Annotated in this window: 20 protein-coding genes; 13 read left to right on the top strand and 7 right to left on the bottom strand. The window is 70.0% G+C overall.

All coding sequences use genetic code 11. The features are described from left to right. Window positions 1-5 precede the first annotated feature (5 nt). Both AB0F52_RS06430 and AB0F52_RS06435 read left to right on the top strand, forming a co-directional pair. A complete protein-coding gene (locus tag AB0F52_RS06430; protein WP_103338057.1) occupies window positions 6-953 on the top strand; it encodes an alpha-E domain-containing protein in 948 nt (315 codons plus the stop codon). Next, window positions 950-1,792: a transglutaminase family protein gene (locus AB0F52_RS06435; protein WP_360165201.1), complete on the top strand. Its 843-nt coding sequence runs from the start codon at window positions 950-952 to the stop codon at window positions 1,790-1,792. Before AB0F52_RS06430 ends, AB0F52_RS06435 begins: the two co-directional genes overlap by 4 nt. Here the strand turns inward: AB0F52_RS06435 and AB0F52_RS06440 are convergent. Then, the gene (locus tag AB0F52_RS06440) at window positions 1,789-2,790 is read right to left on the bottom strand and encodes a hypothetical protein (RefSeq protein ID WP_360165204.1); all 1,002 of its coding nucleotides are present in this window, start codon (window positions 2,788-2,790) and stop codon (window positions 1,789-1,791) included. The genes AB0F52_RS06435 and AB0F52_RS06440 overlap by 4 nt on opposite strands. Window positions 2,791-2,871: 81 nt before the next feature. Here AB0F52_RS06440 and AB0F52_RS06445 point away from each other — a divergent pair, with 81 nt between their 5' ends. Further along, window positions 2,872-3,432, top strand: a complete 561-nt coding sequence (locus tag AB0F52_RS06445) for a helix-turn-helix domain-containing protein (RefSeq protein WP_360165207.1) — start codon at window positions 2,872-2,874, stop codon at window positions 3,430-3,432. Here the strand turns inward: AB0F52_RS06445 and AB0F52_RS06450 are convergent. Then, window positions 3,429-4,847 carry a M20/M25/M40 family metallo-hydrolase gene (locus tag AB0F52_RS06450; RefSeq protein WP_360165210.1) on the bottom strand — a complete coding sequence of 473 codons (1,419 nt, stop codon included), beginning with the start codon at window positions 4,845-4,847 and terminating at the stop codon, window positions 3,429-3,431. The two genes, AB0F52_RS06445 and AB0F52_RS06450, sit on opposite strands and share 4 nt — an antisense overlap. A gap of 359 nt (window positions 4,848-5,206) precedes the next feature. Here AB0F52_RS06450 and pdhA point away from each other — a divergent pair, with 359 nt between their 5' ends. The 5 genes from pdhA (at window position 5,207) to AB0F52_RS06475 (ending at window position 11,464) form a co-directional block, all read left to right on the top strand. After that, the gene (gene pdhA / locus AB0F52_RS06455; RefSeq protein WP_360165213.1) at window positions 5,207-6,412 is read left to right on the top strand and encodes a pyruvate dehydrogenase (acetyl-transferring) E1 component subunit alpha; all 1,206 of its coding nucleotides are present in this window, start codon (window positions 5,207-5,209) and stop codon (window positions 6,410-6,412) included. Beyond that, the gene (locus AB0F52_RS06460) at window positions 6,412-7,404 is read left to right on the top strand and encodes an alpha-ketoacid dehydrogenase subunit beta (RefSeq protein WP_360165216.1); all 993 of its coding nucleotides are present in this window, start codon (window positions 6,412-6,414) and stop codon (window positions 7,402-7,404) included. The genes pdhA and AB0F52_RS06460 overlap by 1 nt, the downstream gene beginning before the upstream one ends. A gap of 16 nt (window positions 7,405-7,420) precedes the next feature. Then, window positions 7,421-8,761: a dihydrolipoamide acetyltransferase family protein gene (locus AB0F52_RS06465; RefSeq protein ID WP_360165219.1), complete on the top strand. Its 1,341-nt coding sequence runs from the start codon at window positions 7,421-7,423 to the stop codon at window positions 8,759-8,761. A 145-nt stretch (window positions 8,762-8,906) separates the two neighbouring features. Further along, window positions 8,907-9,497: a TetR family transcriptional regulator gene (locus tag AB0F52_RS06470; RefSeq protein ID WP_360165222.1), complete on the top strand. Its 591-nt coding sequence runs from the start codon at window positions 8,907-8,909 to the stop codon at window positions 9,495-9,497. 20 nt (window positions 9,498-9,517) lie between these two features. Further along, entirely contained in the window at window positions 9,518-11,464 is a 1,947-nt protein-coding gene (locus AB0F52_RS06475; protein ID WP_360165225.1) for an ABC transporter ATP-binding protein, read from the top strand. Here AB0F52_RS06475 and AB0F52_RS06480 read toward each other — a convergent pair. Beyond that, the gene (locus AB0F52_RS06480; protein ID WP_360165228.1) at window positions 11,461-12,360 is read right to left on the bottom strand and encodes a zinc-binding dehydrogenase; all 900 of its coding nucleotides are present in this window, start codon (window positions 12,358-12,360) and stop codon (window positions 11,461-11,463) included. The genes AB0F52_RS06475 and AB0F52_RS06480 overlap by 4 nt on opposite strands. A gap of 81 nt (window positions 12,361-12,441) precedes the next feature. Here AB0F52_RS06480 and AB0F52_RS06485 point away from each other — a divergent pair, with 81 nt between their 5' ends. From AB0F52_RS06485 to AB0F52_RS06495, 3 genes are all read left to right on the top strand, one after another. Next, window positions 12,442-12,993 (top strand): helix-turn-helix domain-containing protein, encoded by a 552-nt coding sequence (locus tag AB0F52_RS06485; protein ID WP_360165231.1) that lies wholly within the window; start codon window positions 12,442-12,444, stop codon window positions 12,991-12,993. A gap of 48 nt (window positions 12,994-13,041) precedes the next feature. Next, window positions 13,042-13,509 carry an FxsA family protein gene (locus AB0F52_RS06490; RefSeq protein WP_360165234.1) on the top strand — a complete coding sequence of 156 codons (468 nt, stop codon included), beginning with the start codon at window positions 13,042-13,044 and terminating at the stop codon, window positions 13,507-13,509. Between the two features lie 81 nt (window positions 13,510-13,590). Further along, the gene (locus tag AB0F52_RS06495) at window positions 13,591-13,986 is read left to right on the top strand and encodes a very short patch repair endonuclease (protein WP_360166587.1); all 396 of its coding nucleotides are present in this window, start codon (window positions 13,591-13,593) and stop codon (window positions 13,984-13,986) included. 220 nt (window positions 13,987-14,206) lie between these two features. On the opposite strand, the gene AB0F52_RS06500 is transcribed toward AB0F52_RS06495, so the two are convergent. Continuing rightward, window positions 14,207-14,758, bottom strand: coding sequence for an SCP2 sterol-binding domain-containing protein (locus AB0F52_RS06500; protein WP_360165237.1), 552 nt, complete (start codon window positions 14,756-14,758; stop codon window positions 14,207-14,209). Between the two features lie 61 nt (window positions 14,759-14,819). Continuing rightward, on the bottom strand, window positions 14,820-15,476 hold the full coding sequence (locus tag AB0F52_RS06505) for an SCP2 sterol-binding domain-containing protein (RefSeq protein WP_360165240.1): 657 nt from the start codon (window positions 15,474-15,476) through the stop codon (window positions 14,820-14,822). Window positions 15,477-15,602: 126 nt separating this feature from the next. Here AB0F52_RS06505 and AB0F52_RS06510 point away from each other — a divergent pair, with 126 nt between their 5' ends. Beyond that, entirely contained in the window at window positions 15,603-16,259 is a 657-nt protein-coding gene (locus AB0F52_RS06510; RefSeq protein ID WP_103340895.1) for a TetR/AcrR family transcriptional regulator, read from the top strand. On the opposite strand, the gene AB0F52_RS06515 is transcribed toward AB0F52_RS06510, so the two are convergent. Together AB0F52_RS06515 and AB0F52_RS06520 are read right to left on the bottom strand one after the other, a co-directional pair. Continuing rightward, window positions 16,251-17,093 (bottom strand): MaoC/PaaZ C-terminal domain-containing protein, encoded by an 843-nt coding sequence (locus AB0F52_RS06515; protein ID WP_360165244.1) that lies wholly within the window; start codon window positions 17,091-17,093, stop codon window positions 16,251-16,253. The genes AB0F52_RS06510 and AB0F52_RS06515 overlap by 9 nt on opposite strands. 1 nt (window position 17,094) lies before the next feature. After that, the gene (locus AB0F52_RS06520) at window positions 17,095-18,429 is read right to left on the bottom strand and encodes a 3-oxoacyl-ACP reductase (protein ID WP_360165247.1); all 1,335 of its coding nucleotides are present in this window, start codon (window positions 18,427-18,429) and stop codon (window positions 17,095-17,097) included. A 93-nt stretch (window positions 18,430-18,522) separates the two neighbouring features. Between AB0F52_RS06520 and AB0F52_RS06525 the strand changes: the two genes are divergently transcribed. Continuing rightward, window positions 18,523-19,812 (top strand): acetyl-CoA C-acetyltransferase, encoded by a 1,290-nt coding sequence (locus AB0F52_RS06525; RefSeq protein ID WP_013230941.1) that lies wholly within the window; start codon window positions 18,523-18,525, stop codon window positions 19,810-19,812. The last annotated feature ends 44 nt before the right edge of the window (window positions 19,813-19,856 follow it).

A 19,856-nucleotide genomic window follows, 5' to 3' on the forward strand; every position in this document is an offset into this window, starting at 1 on the left:
TCGAAGTGCTGGCACGCAACGCGGAGTCGCTGTACTGGATCGGCCGGTACGTCGAACGCGCCGACGACACCTCCCGGATCCTCAACGTCTCGGTCCACCAGCTGCTGGAAGACGCGACCGTCGACCCGGACCACGCGAGCCGCCAGCTCCTGGCCGTCCTGGGCATCGACCCGGCGAGCACGGAGTCCCTGGACGTGTGGAAGCTGACCGAGCTGGTCGCGTACGGGAAGGACAACCCCGCGTCGATCGTCGGCTCGATCAATTCGGCGCGCGAGAACACCCGCGGCGCCCGTGAAGTCGTCTCGACCGAGCTGTGGGAATGCCTGAACGCGACGTGGAACGCGGTGCCCGACCGGCAGCGCTACGCCCGGCGCGCCGGGCCGCACGCGTTCCTGTCCTTCGTCGAAGAGCGTGCGGCGATGTTCGCCGGGCTGGCCGACTCGACGATGAGCCGGGACGACGGCTGGCTGTTCATGGTGCTGGGCCGCTCGATCGAACGCGCCGACATGGTGGTGCGGCTGCTGCTGTCCCGGGTCGCGGACCGTGCGTCCTCACCGGGCTGGATCACCGTGCTGCGCTCGGCCGGCGCGCAGGACACCTACCTGCGCACCTACCGGGGCGCGCTGGACGCCGGCCGCGTCGTGCAGTTCCTGTTGCGGGACACGCTGTTCCCGCGCTCGGTGTTCCACGCGCTGCGGCAGGCCGAAGAGTGCCTGCAGCGGCTCGACCCGGGCGGCGGCGCGCGCACCAACGAGAAGTCCGAGGCCCTGCGCGAGCTCGGCCGGGCCCGCAGCGAGCTGGAGTTCCTCCGCCCGTCGGAGCTGCTCACCGACCTGCCCCGGCGGCTCGGTGCGTTGCAGACGTCGATCAAGGAGATCGGCGAAGCGGTGTCGATGCAGTACTTCAGCACGTCGCCGTGGGTGGCGTGGAGCGGCGCGGAGGTTTCGCTGTGACGTGGCAGCTGCGGGTGGCGCACCGGACCGGGTACCGGTACGCGACACCGGCGACGCAGTCGTACAATGAGGCCCGGCTGACGCCGCGCAACGACCGCCGCCAGACGACGGTGGCGACCCGCATCGAGACGGCCCCGGCCACCCGCGCCTACCGGTACACGGACTACTGGGGCACGGTCGTGACGTCGTTCGACCTGCACGCGCCGCACACGGAGTTCACCGTGCTGGCGACCTCGGTGGTCGAGACGGCGGACGAAGCGGAACCGATCCGGACGGCGGCGTGGAAGGACCTGCGCTCGGAGACGGTCATCGACCACCGCACCGAGTACCTGACCCCGACCGACTACACCCCGCGCGACCTCGCCCTGGCGCGTGAAGCCCGCGCGCTGCGCCGCGGCCTGGACCCGGCGGACGCGGTGCTGGCGGTGTGCGAGTGGGTGAACAAGCAGCTCAAGTACCAGCCGGGGACCACGGGCGTCCACTCGACCGCGACGGACGCCTGGCAGGCCCGCGAAGGCGTGTGCCAGGACTTCGCGCACGTGACGCTGGTGATGCTGCGGGCGATCGGCGTCCCGGCCCGGTACGTGTCCGGCTACCTGCACACGAAACCGGACGCGAAGCTCGGCGAGGTGGTCGAGGGCGAGTCCCACGCGTGGGTCGACGTCTGGACCGGCGGGTGGTGGGCCTACGACCCGACGAACGCGATCCCGGTCGGGCCGCGGCACGTGTGGGTGGCCATGGGCCGGGACTACGCCGATGTGGCGCCGTTGAAGGGCATCTTCACCGGCGGCGGTCAATCCACTTTGGACGTCTCGGTGCAGCTGACCCGGCTCGCCTAGAGCAGGAAGGACCCGCCCGCCGCTTCGGCGACGTCCGCGCCGAGGGCCGACACCGGGGTGTGCGCGCCCGGTTTGCCCTCGCCGCGGGCCAGGCGGGCCGCGACTTCGGCCACGACCGCCGTCGTGAAGTCCATGCCCTCGCCGGCGCGGAGCCAGCCCTCGCGCGTCGTGCCGTCCGCCCAGGTGACGACGGCGTGGCCCCAGGAGTGCGTGCGGGGACGCGGGGCCGCCTTCGTCGTCACCCGGGCCAGCCGCCGGACCGCGAACCGGCGCACGACCGGGATCGACACCACCCGGCCGAGCAGGGGCAGGAGCGCCCGGACCACCGGAGCGGCCGGCGCCAGCGCGGAGGTGACCGTGACGTCCGGCGCGCCGGACGCGCGCCGGGCGGCGATCAGCTCACCCGTGGGAAGGCCCGCCGCCTTCACCGACTCGCCGTCCGGCAGGGCGATGGTCCTCGGGGCAGCGCCGGGCCTGGCCGTGGTGAGGCCGTCCACGACGCTGGCGGCCAACGCGACCCCCACGGCTCCTGCTTCGATGGCGACGGACGCCAGCGCGTCGACCCGCACGCGGCTCGGGGTGTCGCGTCCTTCGCACAGCTTCGCCACGACGGATTCCGTGGCCAGGACGCCGAAGCCGGCGCCGGTCACGAAGGTGCTACCACCGGCCAGGGCCTCCTCGTGCAGGTCGAGCAGCCGCGAAACGGCGGCGAGGTCCGCGGCCATGTCGACGTAATGGCCACCGGGCAGGCAAGCTCGCGCGATCGTCTCGGCCGTGGCGGCGTACTCGCCGATCGTGTTGACGACGACCGCCGGCCGCTGCCGCCGGATCTCCGCCGCGATGGCCTCGACGCCGTCGGCGACGACGAACTTCGAGCCGGTCGCCTCCAGGCGTTCCCGGTTGCGCCCGACGAGCACGACCGGCAGCCCGTTCGCCGTCAGCTCGGCGGTGATGCCCCGACCGGTGCGGCCCAGCGCCCCGAGCACCCAGATCTCCATGTCGACCTCCAGTGATGTCTCAGTGTGTCGTCACTGACCCTAGCACGTGATGACACACTGAGACGTCAGCTAGGCTGAGGCGTGGCCAGATGGGATCCCGGGACCGCGGACCGGCTGCGGAAAGCCGCGCTGGAGCTCTTCGCCGAGCACGGGTACGACGCCGTGACGATCACGCAGATCGCCGAGCGCGCCGGGATCACGCGCCGCTCCTACTTCCGCTACTTCCCCGACAAGCGCGAAGTCCTCTTCGCCGGCGCGGAGCAGCTACCGCCCGCGGTCGCCGAAGCCGTCCTCGCCGCCGAAGAGGCGGAGTCGCCGCTTCGCACGGCCCTCGCCGCGCTGGCCGAGGTCGGTACGCGGGTCACGCAGTTCGTCGACCCGTCGCCGGAACGCCGGGCCGTGATCGCTTCGAGCGCCGAACTCCGCGAACGCGAGCGGAGCAAGGGCGCGGCGATCACGGCCGCGATCCAGGACGCCCTGGAACACCGGGGAACACCGCCTGAGCTGGCGAAACCGGCGGCGCAGGTCGCGGCGATCGTCTTCGGCGACGCCTTCGACCGCTGGATCGACGAAGGCGGGAAACAGGAGTTCCCGGCCTACTTGGAGACAGCCGCCGCGACCTTGCGCGAGGCCTGCGGTTAGCCGCGGGCGTGGGCGTCCAGGATGTGCGCGACGGCCTCGGTGACCTGCTGCGCGTAGTCCAGGTGCAGCCACTCGTCCGGCACGTGGATGTTCGAGTCGGCTCCGCACGCGCCGGTGACCAGGAACTGCGCGTCCGGGTACTTCCGCGAGAGCAGGCCCATGAACGGGATCGAGCCGCCCATGCCGGTCGCGCGGTGGGGACGGCCGAAGACCTCGTCGCTGACCGTGCGCAGGGCCGTCGTCAGCCACGGCGACTCGGTCGGCGCGTTCCAGCCGCTCTCCGCCTGCGGAGAGCCGAGCGTGACCTTCGCGCCATACGGGACCTCGGTGGTCAGGACGCGCTTCACGGCTTCGAGCGCCTTCTCGGCGTCGGCCGTCGGCGGCAGGCGGAAGCTCAGCGTCAGCGTGGTGCTCTCGCGCAGGACGTTCCCGGCGTCGGCGGGCTTCGGGAAGCCGTCGGCGCCGATCACCGACAGCGTCGGGCGCCACGCGTTGTTGAGCATCAGCTCCAGCGCGTCCTCCGTGATCACGCGCCCGCCTGCGACCAGCGGGAACGCCTTCGTCAGCGCGTCCGGGAAGTCCTGCGAGACGGCCTTGAGCTCCGCGAGCCGGTTCGCCGGGACGTCGACCTTGAGCTCGTCCAGCAGCAGCTCGCCGGTCGCGCTGTCCTCGAGGCGTTCGATCAGGTGCCGCAGGATCCGGAACGAGCTCGCGACGACACCGCTCGCGATGCCGGAGTGCTGCGCCGAACCCAGCAGCTGCACCGTGACGTCGAGGTGCAGCATCCCACGCAGGCTCGTGACCAGCCACAACCGCTCGTAGTCGCTGCCGCCGGCGTCCAGGCAGACCACCAGCGAGACGGAGCCGATGCGGTCGGCCAGGTGCTCGACGTAAGCGGGCAGGTCCGGGCTGCCGGACTCCTCGCCGGTCTCCAGCAGCAGCACGACGCGGGCGTGTTCGCCGCCGGCCGCGTGCACGGCCTCGATCGCCGTCGTCGCCGAGTAGCCGGAGTAGCCGTCGTCGACGGACCCGCGGCCGTACAGCCGCCCGTCGCGGATCACCGGGGTCCACGGGTCGAGGCCCTCGGACCAGCCGCCCACCGGGGGCTGCTTGTCGAGGTGGCCGTACATCAGGACGGTGCCCTTGTCCGCCGCGCCCGGGGTCGCCGGGACGTCGACGAGCAACAGCGGGGTCCGGTCTTCGAGCTGGACGACCTCGAGGGCCGCGCCGGGCAGATCGCGCCCGGCGATCCACTCGCGGACGTGCTCGACGGCGGCGGCGAGGTGACCGCTCTTCGCCCATTCGGCGTCGAAGGCCGGGGACAAGGCGGGGATCGCCACCAGCCCGGACAGACTCGGGATGACGTCGTTGGTCCACGACGACACGACGGATTCACGCACGGATTTCTGCTCCACGTGGCCCATCGTGCCACGGGGGTGACGGCGTGCGGCACATCACAACGTCGTCCCCGGCGCGGGTGATCACGCGATCACCCGGGCACGCCACGCCTGGTGAGCACCGCGACCGGCACCCGACTCTCGTAGGTCCGATGCTCGGGCTTCCTAGCGTTTCCCCTGTTCAGGGGCCCTTTCTCAGCAACAAATCAGTATCCGTGACTCACCAAAGCGTGGACCTTCGTGCCAGGATGTCGGCGAGAACCGTCAACGCCGACGGTGACCGAGCGCTTCGGACCCGATGCGCTGGTCCCCGCCGGTGCAGTCGCTGTGGTCGCCACAAGCGGCCGCCAGAGGCACCGACACAAGGAGTACAGCGCATGCCGTCCGAACAGTGGACGCACCCGGAGCCTGGAGACGGCCCCGCCGCGGTCGCGGCCCAGCCCTCCCCCGAACAGGTGATCGCCGGGTTGCGAGCGACCAGCGAAGGTGGCGCTGAGCTGACTCAGCTGCTCACCCCCGAAGGCGAACGGGTTCCCTCGCCCCAGTTCGACAAGTACGTCGAGGACGTCGACGCCGAAGCACTCCGCGGCCTGTACCGCGACATGGTGCTGGTCCGGCGGGCCGACCGCGAGGCGAACGCCATGCAGCGCCAGGGCCAGCTCGGCATCTGGGTCCCGCTGCTCGGCCAGGAGGCCGCGCAGATCGGCTCCGGCCGCGCCCTCAAGGCGAACGACATGGCGTTCCCCAGCTACCGCGAGCACGGCGTCGCGTACGCGCGCGGGGTCGACATGAAGGACCTGCTGGGCATCTTCCGGTGCACCGACCACAGCGGCTGGGACTACCAGGGCCACGGCTTCCACCCGTACACCATCGTGATCGGCAACCAGGTGCTCAACGCCGCCGGTTACGCGATGGGCCAGAAGTTCGAGGGCAAGGTCGGCGACGACGACGGCGAAGCGACGATCTGCTACTTCGGCGACGGCGCCACTTCGCAGGGTGACGTCCACGAGGGATTCGTCTGGGCCGCCGTCTACGACGCGCCGCTGGTGTTCTTCTGCCAGAACAACCAGTGGGCGATCTCCGAGCCGACCGAGCGCCAGTCGCGCCTGCCGCTGTACCAGCGCGCCCGCGGCTACGGCTTCCCCGGCATCCGCGTCGACGGCAACGACGTCCTGGCCTGCCTGGCGGTGTCCCGCTGGGCGCTCGACGAGTGCCGGCACGGCAACGGCCCGGTGCTGATCGAGGCGTTCACCTACCGGATGGACGCGCACACGACGACCGACGACCCCAGCCGCTACCGGCTCTCCGACGAGCTGGAGGAGTGGAAGCTCAAGGACCCGATCGAGCGCGTCCGCGCGTACCTGGCCCGCAACGGCTACGCCGACCACGACTACTTCGACAGCGTCCAGGCCGACGCCGACGCGTTCGCCGCCGACCTGCGCGAGTACACGTTCAACATGCCGGAGCCACCGCCGGAGCGGATCTTCAGCAACGTCTACGCCGAGGGCAACCCGGTGCTGGACGCGCAGCGCGAAGAGTTCCTGTCCTACCTCGACGGCTTCGTATCGGCGGGTGAGCACTGATGTCCGACCTCCAGAAACTCACCATCGGCAAGGCGCTCAACCTCGGCCTGCGCCGCGCGATGGAAGAAGACCCGAAGGTCCTGATCATGGGTGAGGACGTCGGCAAGCTCGGCGGCGTGTTCCGGATCACCGACGGCCTGCAGAAGGACTTCGGCGAGCAGCGCGTGCTGGACACGCCGCTGGCGGAGTCGGGCATCATCGGCACCGCGGTCGGCCTGGCCGTGCGCGGCTTCCGGCCGGTGTGCGAGATCCAGTTCGAGGGCTTCATCTTCCCCGGCTTCGACCAGATCTCCTCGCAGCTGGCGAAGCTGCACTACCGGACGCAGGGCAAGATCAAGATGCCGGTCGTGATCCGGGTGCCGTTCGGCGGCGGGATCGGCGCGGTCGAGCACCACTCGGAGTCGCCCGAGTCGCTGTTCGCGCACATCCCCGGCCTCAAGGTCGTGTCCATCTCCAACGCCGTCGACGCCTACTGGGGCATCCAGCAGGCGATCAAGTCCGACGACCCGGTGCTGTTCTTCGAGCCGAAGCGGCTGTACCACTCGGGTGCGCTGCGGGCCGAAATCGACGTCACGGGGACGGCGGTCTCGTGCTTCTCGTCGCAGGTCGTGCGCGAAGGCACCACGGCGACGGTCGTCGCGTACGGCCCGTCGGTGAAGGTCGCCCTCGACGCGGCCGCCGCGGCCGAGGACGAAGGCAAGTCGCTCGAGGTCATCGACCTGCGCACGCTCTCGCCGCTGGACCTCGGGCCGGTGTTCGAGTCGGTGCGCAAGACCGGACGGCTGATCGCGCTCTCGGAGGCGCCGTCGGAGTCGTCGCTGACGTCGGAGATCGCCGCGCGCGTCCAGCAGGAGTGCTTCTACTCGCTGGAAGCGCCCGTCCTCCGGGTAACCGGGTTCGACACGCCGTACCCGCCGGCCAAGCTCGAGGAGCACTACCTCCCCGACCTGGACCGGGTGCTGCACGCCGTCGACCGCTCGCTCGCCTGGTAAGGGGGACATCCGCGCCATGCCCACGTACAAACAATTCCCCTTGGCCGACACGGCGGAGGGGCTGACCGAAGCCGACATCCTGTCCTGGCACGTGAAGCCGGGTGACACCGTGACGGTGAACCAGATCGTGGTCGAGATCGAGACCGCGAAGGCCGCCGTCGAACTGCCGATCCCGTGGGCCGGGGTCGTCACGGAGCTGCACGTCGAGCCGGGCCAGACGGTGGAGGTCGGCACGCCGATCCTCACCATCGACGTCGACCCGGGTGGTGCCGCCGCGCCCGTCGCGGCGCCGGCTCCGGCTGCCGCTCCTGCTGAAGAAGAAGAGATGAAGCCGCTGGTCGGCTACGGCTCCAAGGCCGTGGTCACGCAGCGGCGGGCCCGCAAGGGTGCGGAACCCGCTCCGGCAGTCGCCGTCGCCGCTCCTCCGGCGCCTGCTCCGGTCCCGGTCGCGGCTCCCGTGGCGGCTCCTCGCGGCGGATACGTCCCGCTGGCGAAGCCGCCGGTGCGGAAGCTGGCCAAGGACCTCGGCGTCGACCTGCACGCGCTGACCGGTAGCGCCGACGGTGGCGTGATCACCCGCGAGGACGTCGAGCGGGCGGCCAACGGCTCGGCTCCGGCGGCCGCTGTGTCCACTGTGGAGTCCGGTTACGACCCCACCACCCGCGAGCGGCGCGTGCCGATCAAGGGTGTCCGCAAGATGACCGCGGCGGCGATGGTGCAGAGCGCGTACACCGCTCCGCACGTCACGGAGTTCCTGACCATCGACGTCACGCCGATGATGGAGTTCCGCGAGAAGCTGAAGAAGTCGCGCGAGTTCGCCGGGGTCAAGGTCACGCCGCTGACGTTCGCGGCGAAGGCCGTGTGCCTGGCGGCGAAGCGCACTCCGGACATCAACGCGGTCTGGGACGAGCAGGCGCAGGAGATCGTCTACAAGGACTACGTGCACCTCGGGATCGCCGCGGCGACGCCGCGCGGCCTGATCGTGCCGAAGGTCCGCGACGCCGACTCGATGTCCCTGAAGGAGCTGGCGCAGGCGCTGACTGTCTTGACGGACGTCGCCCGCGAGGGCAAGACGTCCCCGGCGGACATGGCGAACGGCACGATCACGATCACCAACGTGGGCGTCTTCGGCGTCGACACCGGAACGCCGATCATCAACCCGGGCGAGTCCGCGATCCTGTGCCTCGGCGCGATCAAGGACCAGCCGTGGGTGGTGGACGGCGAGATCAAGGTCCGCAAGGTCCTCCAGCTGTCGCTGAGCTTCGACCACCGCGTGGTCGACGGCCAGCAGGGCTCGGAGTTCCTCGCCGACGTCGGCGCCCTCCTGGCCGACCCGGCGATGGCGATGACTTACTGAGTTCGCGCAGGTAGAGGGCCGTCCCGGTGCGCCGGGGCGGCCCTCACTGTTTCGCCCTCGGCATACTCGCTTGACGGAGTGAGCACTCACTCCGCACACTGGACGCATGACACCAGCACCCGAAACCCGGCGAAGAGCGCCGGGCATGAGCGTCGAAGCCCGGCGCGCCATGATCGTGCACGCGGTGCTGCCGCTCCTGATGGAGCACGGCACAGGAGTGACCACCAGCCAGATCGCCCGAGCCGCCGGCATCGGCGAAGGCACCATCTTCCGCGCGTTCAAGGACAAGGACGAGCTCTTCGACGCCTGCACCGCCGAGGCGCTGCGGCCCGACCACGTACTCGACGCCATCGCCGACATCCCCCTGGACCAGCCCCTGAAAGACCGGCTCGTCGAGGCCGCCGAAGCGCTCAGCGCGCACCTCGAGCGGATGGGCGCGCTGATGGGCGCCCTGCACGCGTCCGGACGGCACAAGCAGCGCGACCCCGAACAGCGCCTCAAGGACCGGCGTGGCACCTGGAAGGGCAGCCGCCGCGAGTCGATGGCCGTCATGCGCGGGGCCATGGTCGATCTGTTCACCCCCGAGAAGGACCGGCTGCGGCTGCCACCTGAGCAGCTCGCCTCGCTCTTCCTGGCCCTGCTCTTCGGCGGCCGCCCGATGGCCGCGGACGACGACGCGCCCACCACGCGCCAGGTGGTCGACGTCTTCCTGCACGGCGCCGTGGAGGCTCAGTGATTCCGGGCGGTGGGGGCGGCATGGAGTTCATGCTGGCTCGGCGAGGAAGACGGCGGCACGCGACGACGGTCCCGGAAAGCGGGCTGACCGGGCCGGTCGAGATCCCCGAACCCGAACCGGAGGACCAGCCGAAGGACCTCCGCTCGCGGCTCAAGCGCGCGAAGACGTCCGTCGCGGGCACGGTTCGCGGCCTGCCGAAGGTCGTGAAGCTGACGTGGCAGGCGAGTCCCGTCCTGACGATCCTCCTGGCGCTGATCACGCTGCTGTCCGGGCTCCTGCCGACGGTGACCGCGTACATCGCGAAGCTGCTGCTCGACGCCGTCGTCGCGGCGATCCAGGGCAAGGGGACCACGGCCGACATCGTGAACGTCGCGCTGTTCCAGTTCGCCGTGCTCGCCGCGACCGCGATCAGCAGCGCGCTGACGTCGATCGCGCAGTCGCTGCTGCAGGAACGGATGACGCTGACCATCCGCCACCAGGTGATGGCGCACGCGAGCGAACTGCACCTCGCGTACTTCGAGGGGTCCACGTCGTACGACATGCTGCGCCAGGCCGCGCAGGAAGCCCCGACGCGGCCGCTGTCGATGATGAACTCCGCGCTGGGGCTCGTGCGGACGCTGATCACGTTCGGCAGCATGGTCGCGCTGCTCGTTTCGATCAGCCCGCTGCTCGCCCTGGTGGCGCTGGTGGCGCCGATCCCGGCGTTCATCTCGCAGTCCAAGTACGGCTCGCGCGCGTTCTGGCTGACGTTCCTGATGTCGCCGATCAAGCGGCGGATGGACTACCTGTCGTCGCTGGTCACCACGGACACCTACGCCAAGGAGACGAAGCTGTTCGGGCTCGGCCCGTACTTCGTCGACCGGTTCCGCCGGCTCGGCGTCGTCTCGTACGAGCGGCAGCGGAAGCTGACGATCAACCGCAACCTCAGTTCGACGTCCTGGGGACTGCTGAGCACGTTCGCGGGCTCGGCGATCGCGCTGTACATCGCCCTGGAGGCGGTCGGCGGCCGGCTGACGCTGGGTGACCTGGCGCTGTACACGGCCGCGGCGACGTCCGTGCAGACGTCGGTGTCCGGGCTGTTCACGGCCTTTTCGGGGATGTACGAGAACAACCTGTACCTGGACACGCTCTACCGGTTCCTGGACACGAAGCCGGAGATCACGGCGCCCTCCTCGCCGCGCCCCTTCCCGTCCGAAGTGGACGGACACATCGAGTTCGACTCGGTCACCTTCGCCTACCCCGGTTCGGAAGAGCCGGCGCTGGAGGACGTGAGCTTCGAGATCCGCCCGGGCGAAACGGTGGCGGTGGTGGGCCGCAACGGCGCGGGCAAGTCGACGCTGTTCAAGCTCCTCTGCCGGCTGTACGACCCGACGAACGGCCGCATCCTGCTCGACGGCGTCGACATCCGCGAATACGACCCGGACGAGCTGCGCCAAAGGATCAGCGCGATGTTCCAGGACTACGTGACGTATCAGGGAACGGCAGCGGAGAACATCGGCTTGGGCGACCTTTCGCGGCTGGAAGATCGTCCGCACATCGAGGACTCGGCCCGCCGTGCCGGAGCGGACGAGCGCATCGAGCGGCTGCCGTCCGGCTACGACAGCCCGTTGGGGAGGTGGTTCGACCAGGGTGTTTCGTTGTCTGGTGGGGAGTGGCAGAAGATCGCGCTGGCCAGGGCGTTCCAGCGGGAGGCGCCGCTGTTGATCCTCGACGAGCCGACGTCGGCGTTGGACGCCCAGGCCGAGCACGACTTGTTCGCACGCCTGCGTGAGCTGTCCGAAGGCCGGACGACGCTCTACATCTCGCACCGGTTCTCGACGGTTCGGCAGGCCGAGCGGATTCTGTTGCTGGACCACGGAAAGGTGGCGGAGTACGGCACGCACGAGGAGCTGATGGCGGCCAAGGCGGGGTACGCGGATTTGTTCACCCTGCAGGCCCAGGCGTACCTGGACGAGGTGCCGAGCTAAGGGACGAGCACGACCTTGCCGGCGCCTTCGCGGCTCTCGACGCGCGCGTGCGCGGCGGCGACGTCCGCGAGGGGATAGGTCCGGTCGAGCACGGGGGTCAGCGTGCCGTCCGCGACGAGGCCGAGTGCCTCGGCGCGGACGGCCGCGACCCGCTTCCCGTAGGCGTCCGGACCGCCGAAGCCGATCAGGGTGATCCCGCGCGCGACGAGGCCGGCGACCGGGAACGTCGGGAATTCGCCGCTGAGCAGGCCGTAGGCGAGGATCCGGCCGTGCGGCGCGAGTTTCGCGAGGAGCTCGGCGGCGCGCGGGCCGCCGATCGACTCGAAGACGACGTCGATGCCGTCGGGCAGCTTCTGCCGCCAGTCCGGGTCGTTGTGGTCGATGTCGGCCTTTCCGTTGCCGGAGGTTTCGACTACGTGGGCACCCTTTTGCCCGGCCAGCCTGGCCAGGTAACCACCGATCGCCCCGGACGCGGCTTCGACCAGCACGGTCTCGCCCGCCTTGACGTCCGCGGCGTTCATCAAGGCCAGCGCCACAGAGGCCGGAACGGCAGCGGCGACCGCCTGCTCGGGCGTGATCGTGTCGGGCACGAGCGTGTACTGGCTCGCGGCGACGACTTCGGCGTACGCGCCACCGGTGAAGGACATGGTGACGACCCTCTTGCCGTGCAGGCTCGGATCGTCGGCCTCGACAACGATCCCGGCGGCCTCGTGCCCGAAGACCCCCGGCGCCGACCCGGCCGGGATCAGCCCGGACCGCAGCTGCGTCTCGTAGAACGGCACCCCGATCGCCTCGGTCCGCACCAGCACTTCGCCGGACTTCCGCGTCGGTTCGGGCCGGTCCTCGACCTTGAGCACGTCCGGACCACCCGTGCCGTACTGAACCACCGCACGCATCTGCCACCCCTAACTGGACCAACGGTCAACTTACGGTCGCCTACTATATGGACCGACGGTCAACTTGTCGAGGGAGTCTTTATGGAGCGTGCCGACGCGGCCCGCAACCGCCAGGCGATCCTCCGCGCGGCGGAGGAGTTGCTGGCGTCCCACGACCTCGCCGAGGTGTCGATGGACCGCGTCGCGGCGGCGGCCGGCGTCGGCAAGGGAACGGTGTTCCACCGGTTCGGAAACCGCGAGGGCCTGATGCGCGCACTGGTGGAGTCCCGGGTCCAGGCGCTGTCCGACGCGGTTTCGTCGGGCCCGCCCCCACTGGGCCCGGGCGCCCCCGCGGCAGAGCGCCTGGCGGCCTTCTTCGACGCGGTGGTCGAGCTGGCCACCCGCAACGTGAAGGTGATGGCGGCGTTCGAGCAGGCCTCGACGGACCGCCTGAGCAGCCCGATCTACGTGTCGTGGCACGCACACGTGTCAGGCTTGATCGCTTCGGCGGCCCCTTCGCTGGACGCGGACTTGACGGCGCACTTGCTGCTGGGCTCGTTGCACAGCGACCTGATGCTGCGGTTTTTGCGGACGGGCGAGACGGACCGCCTGGCGGAGGGTCTGCGGTCGATGGTTGCGGCGTTGCTGCGCTGATCAGGCGGGGCCGGGAGCAAATCGGACAGGTCGTTCGTTGTACGAGGTATGGCTGTCGCGTTCCTGCTTTACGTCTTCGCCGAGATCGCCGCGATCTGGGCGGTGGGTTCGGCCGTCGGCGTGCTGGGCACGCTCGGCCTCCTGCTGGCCGGCGCGTTCCTGGGCTCCTGGCTGGCCCGCCGCGAGGGCGGCAAGGCGATGAGGGCGTTCACGTCGGCGGCCCGCTCGGGGCGCCCGGCGGAGAAGGAACTCACCGACGGGATGCTGGTCGGGCTCGGTGGTGTGCTGATCCTGGTCCCGGGTTTCGTGAGCGACGTGCTGGGGTTGCTGTTGATCCTGCCGCCTTCGCGAGTGGTGGCTCGGCGGCTGTGGTTGAAGCGGATGGAGAAGCGGGCCGTGCGGTTCGCGAACCAGCGGCGGGGGCCGGTGATGGTGGTGGACAGCGAGGTCGTGGCTTCGGAGGAGCCGCGGCGGGAGCAGCCGACGGTGATCGAAGGTCGGATCGTGGAGAACTAGCCACGATCGGCCGAGGGCACGAAACCTTGCCAGAATGTGCGCGTGGAGCGTTTGAACACCACTTCAGCCGTGCGTATCCGGATGAGCAAGCAGAAATCCCGGAACACCGGGATCGAGATGGCGCTGCGCAAGGCCTTGCACAGCGCAGGCTTTCGCTACCGGGTGCACCGCCGACCGGTCAAAGGCGTACGTCGCGAGGCAGACCTCGTGTTCGGCCCCGCCCGCGTGGCGGTCTTCGTGGACGGATGCTTCTGGCACGGCTGTCCGGAGCATGCGACATGGCCGAAGAACAACGCGGAATTCTGGCGCGAGAAGATCGAGACGAACCGCAGGCGGGACGCCGACACGGACGCGAGGCTCGATGACGCCGGGTGGCTCGCCGTCCGGATCTGGGAACACGAGTCTGTCGAGGTCGCTACCGACCGCGTCATCACGGCGGTCCGGGAACGCCGCCGGGTGTCAGGCGTCCTTCAGTAGTCCGTCGACCCCGTTGCAGGTTTTCTTACAGCTTCGCGGTATCGAGCTCCTTGCCCACGCTTCAGTCGACAGCCGTTCACCACGTACCTTCGGGTCCCCACCGGTGGGCCTTCGGATAGTCGGCAAACAGGCCTGGAAGCCGCACACCTCAACTGAGGCATGCACCCCTTGTAAGCACTCGCCTACAGCCGAAGGCGAGAGTAGCCGAAAACGGTGACAGCTAGTCCCCAGTCGGCTTAGGGATGTCGAAGTAGCTGGAGAACCGGACCGCCGGGGCGTACTCGCCCTTCACCTTCACCCGGCCTGTCACGAACATCGCCGCTACCGCTGCGTTGCCGGTGGCCATCCTGATGAAGTCGTCCACCGACAAGGTGATCGTGGTGTCGGGAGTGCGGGACAAGTCCGTCGAAGAAACGCACACGCCGTCCTCGATCACTGTCTGGAAACGGTCGTAGCCGTCCTCTCCTGTTCCCTCCGAAAAGCGCCACGAAACCACGAAATCCACGTGCCGGGCTCGGGTTGGCGAGAAGTGTTCCGACATGCGGCGGAATATCTCGTCCAAAAACACCGCACGCAGCTCCGGGTGGTCCGCGATCGCCTTCAGCTGGTCGCGGGATGCGCGGCGGACCACGTCCACCAGGACGTCCGTCGACAGGGAGCTCAGCTCGATGCCCGCGCCCGCTTCGCCCAGCATGTGCAGGGTTTCCAGGACCTGGGTGAACTGCTCGGGCGTCAAGCGGCCGAGAACCAGCTTCTCCGCGAACGCGTTCACCACGTGGCCACCGCGAAGGGTGCGGGGGCGGCGCCATTTCGCGTTTCGGGGCACGCGCGGACTATACGGGGTGCGGTAAGTCGAAGAAACCGATCAACCCGGCCGCGAAGGCCAGGTCACCTTTGACCTTTATCCGTCCCGTGACGAACAACACCGCCGGGGTCGCCTGGTGGGTGATGAGCCGGAAGAAGTCGGCCGGGGCGATGGTGATCGTGACCCGCGGGGTGGCGTGCATCTCGCGGCTCACCGTGCAGGAGCCGTGGGAGATCGCCGTCTCGTAGCGGTCGAAGCCGCCTTCGCCCGCTCCGCCCGACAGGCGCCAGTGGACCACTGCCTGCAGGTCGCGGGCCCGATCGGACCTGATGTGCGCGCCCATGCGGGCGAAGATCTCGTCCAGCACGCGCTCTCGCAGCGGCCGGTCGGCGACGACGCTCTCCAGCTGCGCGCGCGACGCCGATGCCACCAGGGACGCGAAGCGGGCCGGCTCGACCTTGCTCAGGTCGAACGCCGGGGCGCGCTCGGCCAGCCTCAGCAGGGCGTTCAGGAGCCGCCGGAAGTCATCCTTGCGGAGGTTGCCGGGGTTGAGGTCGAGCTCGTTGACGTCGAGGGCGTGGGCCTCCGGGCCCAGCGGGTCGAGCCGCTCCAGTGCTTCGAGCAGCGCCGGCCCGCGGAGGTCCGCGATCCGATCAGCGCTGGTCATCCCGGCGTTTTCGGCCATGGTCACCCCTCTCGAGTTACCCAAGAGTAATACTACCCACCAGTAGGTAGGCGGGCAAGCGTGCCGAAATCACCCGCGCGTGGCAACGACCGGTAGCGTCTCCGGGCAGCAACGAGGAGGTCCAGCGTGTCAGAGGAAGATCAGCGTCCGCCCGAACGGGCCAGGCGGCTGCCGCGTGCGGTGCGCGAGCGGCAGATCCTGGACGCGGCCGTCCAGGTCTTCTCGCGCCACGGCTACCACGCCGCGTCGATGGACGAGATCTCCGACGTCGCCGGTGTCTCGAAGCCGATGATCTACACCTATCTCGGCTCGAAGGAAGACCTCTTCGGCGCGTGCATCCGCCGCGAGGCGACGCGCCTGCTCGAGGCCATCCAGGCCGGCGTGCAGCCCGACCTGCCGCCGGACATGCAGCTCTGGCACGGCCTGCGGTCCTTCTACCGGTTCGTCGCCGAGTACCGCGAGTCGTGGACGGTCCTGCACCGCCAGGCGCTGACCGTCGGCGGCGCGTTCGCCGCGGAGGTCACCGACATGCGGGTGCGCGCGATCCAGCTGGTCGCCGCGCTCGTGGTGTCCGCCGGCACCCGCAAGGGCGTCGGCGAGCAGGCCGAGTTCTCCGGCGAAGGCCTGTCCGCGGCGCTGGTCGGGGCGGCCGAGTCGCTGGCCGACTGGGCCCTCGACCACCCCGACATCTCCGACGGCGTTCTGGCCTCCTGGCTGATGAACCTCGTCTGGCTGGGCTTCAACGACCTCATCGAGGGCGCGGTCTGGAAGCCGTCAGAGTGAGCTGATCGCGCCTTCCAGGTGCGGCTTCGATCCGCTCCACAGCTCGAACGCCCAGCCCTCCGAAGTAGCCCACGACGTGAAGCCCGCCTTGGCCGGCAGGAGCACCGGCTGCTTGAAGCGGACGTCGACCGTGAACGCCTCCGGCAGCCGGCCTTCGAACGCGGCCAGCGCGTGGGCCTTCGTCCACATCCCGTGCGCGATCGCGCGCGGGAAGCCGAACAGGCGGGCCGTCAGCGGGTGCAGGTGGATCGGGTTGCGGTCGCCCGAGACCTCCGCGTAACGCCGCCCGATGTCGCCCGGGACGCGCCAGATCGCGTCCGGGGTCGGCGGGGCCAGCTGCTCGCGGCGCCCGGACGGGCCCGAAGCCGAGCCGCGCCGCAGGTAGGTGCTGACGTCGCGCCAAACCAGGTCCTCCCCGGTCCAGGCTTCGCTGACGACATCGAACTGACGGCCCTTCTCGTGCGGACGCAGGTTCTCCGCCCGCACGCGCACGGTCAGCGGCTCGGCCACCCGCAGCGCGCGGTGCTGGGTGATCCGGTTGGCCACGTGCACCATGCCGAGGAGCGGGAACGGGAAACCCGGCTCGGTCATCAGCGCCATCTGCAGCGGGAACGCCAGCATGTGCGGGTACGTCGCCGGCAGCTCGTCGCTCAGCCGGAAGCCGCACACCGTGTTGTACGCGGCGAGGTGCGCCGGGTCGACGACGACGCCCGTGCGGACCAGCTCGGTGTCCGGCAGCGAATCCCCGGACGGCTTGCGCAGGACGCCGCCGAGCAGCGCCTTCGGGTACAGCGTGGCCAGGCTGGGCGTGCTGTCCAGTTCGCGGATCGCCACCTCAGGCCCCCAGCAGGGCCTGGCCGCAGACGCGGACCACGTTGCCGTTCACCGCGGCCGACGCCGGGTTCGCGTACCAGGCGATCGTCTCCGCGACGTCGACCGGGAGGCCGCCCTGGCCGAGGCTGGACAGCCGCCGCCCGGCTTCGCGGATGAACAGCGGCACGGCCGCGGTCATCTTGGTCTCGATGAACCCCGGCGCGACGGCGTTGATCGTGCCGCCGTAGGCCGCGAGCTGCGGCGCGCCGACGTTCACCATGCCGATCACGCCCGCCTTCGACGTCGCGTAGTTCGTCTGGCCGACGTTGCCGGCGATGCCCGCGATCGACGAGACGCCGATGATGCGGCCGTTCTCGTTCAGCACGCGATCGGCGAGGAGCTTGTCGTTCACCGCGAGCTGCGAGGCGAGGTTCACGGCGATCACCGAGTCCCACGCGCTCTCGCTCATGTTGCCCAGCGTCTTGTCGCGCGTGATGCCCGCGTTGTGCACGACGATGTCGACGCCGCCGTGCCGCTCCTTCAGGTACTCCGCGAGCTTCGCGGGCGCACTCGGCGAAGTGATGTCGAGCTGCAGCGACGACCCGCCGACCTTGTTGGCCACCTTCGACAGGTCCCCGCCCTGGGCGGGGATGTCGAGCGCGACGACGTGCGCGCCGTCGCGGGCCAGTACCTCGGCGATCGCCGCACCGATGCCGCGGGACGCACCGGTGACCAGCGCGACCTTGCCGTCCAGCGGCTTTTCCCAGTTCGCCGGCGGAGACGCCGTCTTGCCCTCGGTGCCGATCCGGATCACCTGCGCGTCGACGAACGCCGACTTCGCCGAGAGCAGGAAGCGCAGCGTCGAGTCGGTTGCCTCTTCGGCGCCGTCGGCCACGTACACGAGCTGGGCGGTCGCGCCGCGCTTCAGCTCCTTCCCCACCGAACGGATGAAGCCTTCGAGCGCGCGCTGGGCGATCCGCTCGCGGCCCTCGACCTGCTCCGGCGGGGTGCCGAGGACGACGACCCGGCCGGACGGGCCGACGCTGCGGATCACCGGGTGGAAGAAGTCGTAGACCTCGCGCAGGCGCGCGGGGTCGGTGACGCCGGTGGCGTCGAAGACCAGCGCCGCGTGCCGGTCGGCGGCGGTGGTGATCACCTCGATGCCGGCGTCGGCCAGCTGGTCGCGCAGGGTCTTCTCCAGCCGTCCGCCGGGCGCGGCGCCCAGAAGTGCGGGACCCTCGAGGGCGGGTTGCCCGGGCCGGTACCGGCGCAGCGTGGCGGGGTTGGGCAGGCCGAGCTTCGGCACCACGAACTTCCCCACCGGGGTTTTCGTGAACTGCTGGTACCTGTCAGCCATCGGTTGCCTCCCGTGCAGTCTGCGTCACGTCGCAGTCTAACCTACTCGCTAGTAGGTTACAGTGTGAGGGACACGACCAGAGAGGTGGAAGTCATGCCGCCGAAGAAAACGCCTGCCGTTCGCAAGGTCGCGATCATCGGGGGCAACCGGATCCCCTTCGCGCGGTCCAACGGGCCGTACGCGAAGGCCTCGAACCAGGACATGTTCACCGCCGCCCTCGACGGTCTGGTGAGCCGCTTCTCGCTGCAGGGCGAGGTGATCGGCGAGGTCGCCGCCGGCGCCGTGCTCAAGCACTCGAAGGACTTCAACCTGGCCCGCGAGAGCGTGCTGGGCAGCAAGCTTTCGCCCGCGACGCCGGCGTCCGACGTCCAGATGGCGTGCGGCACCGGCCTGCAGGCGATCGTCAACGTCGCCAACAAGATCGCGCTCGGCCAGCTCGACTCCGCCATCGCCGGGGGCGTCGACACCACGAGCGACGCCCCGCTCGCCGTCAACGAGGACCTGCGCCAGATCCTCATCCAGCTCAACGCGGCCAAGACGCTCGGCGACCGCCTCAAGCTCGTCGCGAAGATCCGGCCCGGGCACATCGTCCCGGCGATCCCGCGCAACGAGGAGCCCCGCACCGGGCTGTCGATGGGGGAGCACGCCGCGCTGACGGCCAAGGTCTGGGAGATCACCCGCGAGGCCCAGGACGAACTGGCCGCGAGCAGCCACCAGAAGCTCGCCGCCGCCTACGACCGCGGGTTCTTCGACGACCTCGTGACGCCGTTCCTCAAGCTCGCGCGCGACCAGAACCTGCGCCCGGACTCGACCGCGGAGAAGCTCGCCAAGCTCAAGCCGGCCTTCGGCGGCCCGGACGGCACGATGACGGCGGGCAACTCGACGCCGCTGACCGACGGCGCGTCCACGGTCCTGCTCGCCACCGACGAGTGGGCGAAGGCGCACAAGCTGCCGGTGCTGGCCTACCTGACGTTCTCGCAGACCGCGGCCGTCGACTACGTCCACGGCGACGAAGGCTTGCTGATGGCGCCCGCTTACGCCGTGCCGCGGATGCTCGCGCGGGCCGGGCTCTCGCTGCAGGACTTCGACTTTTACGAGATCCACGAGGCGTTCGCGTCGCAGGTACTGGCCACGCTCAAAGCATGGGAGGACCCGGCGTTCGCCAAGGAGAAGCTGGACCTGGACGAGCCGCTCGGCGCGATCGACCGGGCGAAGCTGAACGTCAACGGCTCGTCGCTGGCGGCCGGGCACCCGTTCGCCGCGACCGGCGGCCGGATCGTCGCAACGCTGGCGAAGCTGCTGCACGAGAAGGGGTCCGGCCGCGGCCTGATCTCCATCTGCGCGGCCGGCGGCCAGGGCGTCACCGCGATCCTCGAGAAGTAGCTTGTACGCGTAAGTGCCACCCGAGGGTGGCACTTACGCGTACA

This window comes from Amycolatopsis sp. NPDC024027, assembly GCF_040638975.1.
Lineage (GTDB): Bacteria > Actinomycetota > Actinomycetes > Mycobacteriales > Pseudonocardiaceae > Amycolatopsis.

Bases quoted from the DNA above. Each gene is read 5' to 3' on its own strand.
- AB0F52_RS06440 (WP_360165204.1), bottom strand. From the start codon at position 2,790: ATGGAGATCTGGGTGCTCGGGGCGCTGGGCCGCACCGGTCGGGGCATC.
- pdhA (WP_360165213.1), top strand. From the start codon at position 5,207: ATGCCGTCCGAACAGTGGACGCACCCGGAGCCTGGAGACGGCCCCGCC.
- AB0F52_RS06460 (WP_360165216.1), top strand. From the start codon at position 6,412: ATGTCCGACCTCCAGAAACTCACCATCGGCAAGGCGCTCAACCTCGGC.
- AB0F52_RS06465 (WP_360165219.1), top strand. From the start codon at position 7,421: ATGCCCACGTACAAACAATTCCCCTTGGCCGACACGGCGGAGGGGCTG.
- AB0F52_RS06470 (WP_360165222.1), top strand. From the start codon at position 8,907: ATGAGCGTCGAAGCCCGGCGCGCCATGATCGTGCACGCGGTGCTGCCG.
- AB0F52_RS06475 (WP_360165225.1), top strand. From the start codon at position 9,518: ATGGAGTTCATGCTGGCTCGGCGAGGAAGACGGCGGCACGCGACGACG.
- AB0F52_RS06480 (WP_360165228.1), bottom strand. From the start codon at position 12,360: ATGCGTGCGGTGGTTCAGTACGGCACGGGTGGTCCGGACGTGCTCAAG.
- AB0F52_RS06485 (WP_360165231.1), top strand. From the start codon at position 12,442: ATGGAGCGTGCCGACGCGGCCCGCAACCGCCAGGCGATCCTCCGCGCG.
- AB0F52_RS06490 (WP_360165234.1), top strand. From the start codon at position 13,042: ATGGCTGTCGCGTTCCTGCTTTACGTCTTCGCCGAGATCGCCGCGATC.
- AB0F52_RS06495 (WP_360166587.1), top strand. From the start codon at position 13,591: ATGAGCAAGCAGAAATCCCGGAACACCGGGATCGAGATGGCGCTGCGC.
- AB0F52_RS06505 (WP_360165240.1), bottom strand. From the start codon at position 15,476: ATGGCCGAAAACGCCGGGATGACCAGCGCTGATCGGATCGCGGACCTC.
- AB0F52_RS06520 (WP_360165247.1), bottom strand. From the start codon at position 18,429: ATGGCTGACAGGTACCAGCAGTTCACGAAAACCCCGGTGGGGAAGTTC.
- AB0F52_RS06525 (WP_013230941.1), top strand. From the start codon at position 18,523: ATGCCGCCGAAGAAAACGCCTGCCGTTCGCAAGGTCGCGATCATCGGG.